The organism is Desulfovibrio sp. SGI.102 (assembly GCF_050314315.1).
GTDB lineage: Bacteria > Desulfobacterota > Desulfovibrionia > Desulfovibrionales > Desulfovibrionaceae > Desulfovibrio.
Window position 1 is genome coordinate 1 of record NZ_JBNPNC010000095.1, and the last position, 4,712, is coordinate 4,712.

Here is a 4,712-nt window from a genome sequence, read left to right on the forward strand (position 1 = left end):
GACGGGCAGGAACAGCAGGCGGGTCCCGGAAGAGGAACCGGCTCTCAGCTCCGGATGGAAAGGAAGAGACCGGCGTCGAGGAAGCGCGCTTAGGTGTCTTCCGGTGTAGTTTCCGGAGGAATGCCCGAAAAGGTATTCCTCCCCACCAGATGCAGGACTCGTCCGGAAAAGGCACCGGCCTTATCTTGCCGAACGGGAATTTCAGACAAACATGTCGAAATTGTTGAGTAAATTGGAATCTATTGGCTTTTCTTCACTACGGGAGGCGTTTTTTGGGCCAAGGCGTGCCTTCCATTGAATGGCCTGCGTGAGAAAGGCATTGAGAGCCTGTTCCAAGAAGGGAAGGGAATCAAAGCTTTCATCGTGGCGTTTCCAGAGGACAATAACGTCGAGTCTACTGTCTACAGACAGGGCCGCTCCGCCTGTTTCCGCTCCGAGCAGGGAAGCCTGCATGAGTTCACGGCAGATATCATCGGCCTGTGCGGAGAGTTTGCCCAATTCACAATACATGATCAGGGCATGGTCTTCCTGGTTATGCAGGAAGGTTACTTCATGTTCGCCGTCGAAAAGCAGGGAGCATTGCCCATCGGCATCGAAGGTCAGGCGGTCGATGCCCATGGATGTTCCAAGCTCTTCAAACAGTGCGGTCAATTCCATTGTGGACTCCTTTTTTATTGCTGATTCTTTCACCGGCGGGAAGGCCGTTCTGCACGGCCTTCTCTGTTTCAGCGGTAGTATTTCGAGAGAATGGGGAATTCGTCACTGTGGGTTTGTATGATTTTTTCTATGTTCTCTACAAACCGATTGGCATTCATGTACGCCTCGAGCTGGTTGGCATCCATGCCTGTGGCGAACAGCGCGTTATCCGCCATGTTTGCAGACTGAACGGCATCTTTGGCCGCGGCCTGGCCGTCAGCCCCCGTGTCTTCGGAGACCTGAGCGGTTTCCTTAGGCCAGGATGCTTCGTAGAGCTCGGCGATTTTTTTGAGCAGTGCTTCTTTTTGCTCTATAAGCTGTTCGTATAACGGGGACTCTGGGGCGGTCGTTGTTATATCCATAATCAGCTTGTTCAGTTCTTCCCTGTGCTGGCACATCGGGTCGGTGAAGCGCTGGAGCAGATCGGCTTCCTTAGCCAGGCCTTCACGCAGCTTTTTCACTTCGTCGGGTACGTCTTCCCCTTCCTTGCCGCGCAGGAAAGGCATGCGGTTGAGGTCGAAGGTTTTGGTACGGCCTATGTCCAGGCCATCGGCTGCCTTTAAAACCATACCTTCTACGGTGGTACTGTGTTTGGTTATAGTGCCAATAACTTCCTGTTCGTAGTCCTGCCCCATGGTATTCTGCCCGAAGTCGGACTTCATAAGTTTCACGGTTGTCTGGGCACTGTCCTTTTCCCATTTGTCGACACCTGGGCCTTGGCGGCCGACGTCGTAGCCTGTAATACCACAGAGTACAGCATTACGGTCTACGGGAATACCTTGTTCTTCCAGGATGGAGCACATGACCGAGGCAAAGATGAAGGCGCGGGTGATGTGGCCTCGTCCATGGGTGGAAGAGCCTCTGTCAAAGCCCTTTTCATGGGAAAGATACTCATTGATATGACGGACAAGGAAATCGCGCCTTGCCGTGTGAGTAGTGGGCATACTGCCTGGTACGGCAGCAGCAGGGAAGGGCGAGTATGCCGGATATGCCTTATCGAAGGTGGCCATGGTTTGCGGGGCAACCTCGCGGAATAAGGCACGGTTTTTTTCAGGCACAAGGGCGAGATTGGCGTTAAATTCGATATCGACTTCCTTTTCTCCGACTTCTTTTTCCGCATTTTGAAGGTGGAATATGCTCATTGTGGAGAGGGTATTGAGCAAGCCGTAGTCGTTGACCTCCGCCATGATGGCTTCGTTGGTGACAATTCCTCTCAGCTGCCTTATCATTGAGAGCATTTCGGGAGAATGCAGCCGGTCGTAAAGGCCACGCATCTGTTCCTGGCTCAAAGGCGGTATCCCGTTCTTTATCAAGGAATAGGCCATGAAGGAGGCGCGATTCTTGGCGGCAAACTTTTGTTCGGCACTATAATCTTTGCCTTTGGCATAGGTGTCAGTACGTTCGTCGGTGAGCTGTGCCGCTTTGGCCAGAGTGCGGAAGGTTTCTTCCGCAGAGAGCGGAGGATCTGCTTTGGCAATGGTTTGTAATGCTGCAGCCTGTATCTGGGCGTTATCGAAGGTAAGCTGCAGTTCTTCTGGATCCGTGATATCAGAGCTGCGTATCCAGTGGGAGAAGGCGGCTCTCTGTTCGGAAGTCATGGGGAGGTTATTCAGCTTGTTGAGCAGATCAGCCTTTTTCTGAAGAACAGGCTGTGCCGCTCGTTCGATGATGTCAGCAGCAATCTTCTCAGGGCTTGTGTTCTCGTTACTGGGGGTCGCCATGTACGTTTGAACCTGCCTGGGGATGGCTTTCGCGATGAGAGTCAGTGCACTTCTTCTTAAAATTTCTCCTTCCTGGGGGAAGAGATGGGTAAGATCCATATTATTGAGCGCGGAGCGTATATGGTTCTGAATATTATGGTTCAGGCCTTCCTCTATAGCATCGTTTACTTCCTGGCGGACATGATCGGTAAAGTATCGGACACCGCTTTCAAAGGTATTGTCAATGCGCTCCTCCTCGTTCTGATCGGTGAGTTCAAACGTTCCCAAAGACTGGCTTGTTTCCCATTCGTTGAGCTCATCGGTGATGTAGGTAACCTTAACGCCCGTAGAGTGGCTGAAGGTATCCATGCGGGCTATGAGCTGCATCCTTTCTCCTGCAGGAGCTTCGCCCAGGTCCACACGGATCTCCTGAATATCGCGGCTGGGGATAATTGGCCCGTGTATCTGGGCTTCTATGTAGTTCATGGACAGACGTACGGAAGGGTCTTCGCCGCGGGCGCGTTTTTCTGCCCCCTGGGCCAGCATAGCTCCATTCAGGTCATTGAGATTGGGGAGCAGGGATTCCAGGTTGTCGTACGAGGCTACTTTGGAACGCGTGGCGGCCTTGTCGCCAAAAGCCTGGAGAGCAACAGCCGCGAACAGATCCTTATTCACAGTGCCACTAATGCCCGTTTCCGTAGGAGGATTCTTAAAGAAGGTAGCCGTCACGTCTTTGACATTAAGCCCCCCATCTAAATAGGTTTCCATAGCACGGTGTTCCGCACTCTCAGGGTCTTTGAGGGCAACGACTGTTTCTATAGGGAGGCCGGAGCCGTCGAGCAGTTTGTAGAACTCCTCCTTGCGCTCAGGCGTGATGCTGATAGCGGGGGAGTAGAACGTATCTTCCGCTATGAAGGTGGCGCGCCTGGCTACTTCTGGTTTAAGGACGATAACACAGTGCCCATAGTCGCGCTGTGCGGGGCCTTTTTGGGCTCTTTGCGTATTGAGGGCACCGTACACGGGGCGTTCATCGGCAATAACATCGTGCCCTTTCAGTTCGGGGAAGAGGAGTTTTTCCGTCTCGTTGCGCCGGGGCATGTAGCTTGCCCCTTTATTGATCGTGCCCTGCTGCTGTATGTGGAAGGCATTGGGCATGGGCTGGTCGGGGTTAAGGATAAAGGAATTATCGCGCAGGAGGCGGCGTGCAGGAAGATTGATGGTCAGAGGGCTTTCGCGCAGAAGATCGCCCATTTCCTTGGGTGTGGCAGAGATCCCGCGTGAAGACAGCTTCTGCGTTTCTGCGGTGGCCGTGTTTTCGCGCCGGGTGGCACTTTCTGCCGCTACGTTGGCCAGAGTATGCAGGTTGGCGGCGGTGATGTCATGGGTATGCGCTGTGGGAAGAACGTCTTTCTGGGCGTATTGGCGGCTCAGGGAGGCGGGCCTCATGTTCTCATATTTGGCGGCATTTTCCGGTTCCTTGGCAGAAAGGTCGTCAAGCATACCATTGGAAACGCGGTTGCTCATTTCCTTAAGAACAAGGGCCTGAAGGTCGAAGAGCTGAGAGGCCGCATGGCGTGCGTCGTTAGCCTTGGGGTTGTTCAGGCCTTCGTGGCGGAGGGCTGTCTGCAAAAGATCCATCTCCGCAGAGGTGAAGTTCTGGTACACGGCAGCCAGTTCGGTATTGCTCAGCTTTTCCACGGCGGGGGCAAACGACCAGAGCGAGTTGCCTTTCTGCGCTTCCGTGAGCTGCCCGAGCTTATCCAGGCGTTCCATAAAGTTTCCATTGGTTTTGAGCGCGGCAAGCAGCTTGCGTGCATCGAGCGTGCCGGGGGCGGCCAGAATATTCAGCGTATTGCTGGAGGATTTTTCGAGTCCTTCGTGTCCTCTGGCAATTTTGGTGGCAGTACGGAACCCTTGATAGGGAACAGAGTTGCCTTTAATCTTATCGAGTCGAATGGGAGAACCTGTTCCCAGCTGTACCTTGTGCTGTCCGAAAACACCGGTTTTTTCCGTAATACCGCGTGATGCCAGCTGTTGCTGGATGGTAGGGGCGGCTTGGATACGTGAGGGCATAGTATTTTCCTTTTTTTGTTAGGATTCTTTTTCCTTCCATTGCAGAAATTGTGCCAAAATATAAAGAGGGCTGATGAGAGCGTGTTTGGAAACTTCAGAGCGTGTTTGGAAACTCATTTATCAATAATGAAACGTTTCAGCAGTATGCTTGCCATGGCTATTTGAATCATGGACTCAGACACATCAAGGCGTCGCTCGTAATCCCGCACAAGACGCCTCCAGCGAACCAGCTAGCCGAATGTC

General features: G+C 53.0%; 2 protein-coding genes. Both read right to left on the reverse strand.

Translation table 11 applies throughout. The features are described 5' to 3' along the window. Positions 1–201 precede the first annotated feature (201 nt). Positions 202–657, reverse strand: a complete 456-nt coding sequence (locus ACQRCJ_RS12040; protein WP_168936510.1) for a type III secretion system chaperone — start codon at positions 655–657, stop codon at positions 202–204. A gap of 68 nt (positions 658–725) precedes the next feature. Continuing rightward, entirely contained in the window at positions 726–4,469 is a 3,744-nt protein-coding gene (locus ACQRCJ_RS12045; protein ID WP_427799897.1) for a DUF3626 domain-containing protein, read from the reverse strand. Between the last annotated feature and the right edge of the window lie 243 nt (positions 4,470–4,712).

Excerpts from the sequence above, each read along its gene's own strand:
- ACQRCJ_RS12040 (WP_168936510.1), bottom strand. The coding sequence starts at position 657 with ATGGAATTGACCGCACTGTTTGAAGAGCTTGGAACATCCATGGGCATC.
- ACQRCJ_RS12045 (WP_427799897.1), bottom strand. The coding sequence starts at position 4,469 with ATGCCCTCACGTATCCAAGCCGCCCCTACCATCCAGCAACAGCTGGCA.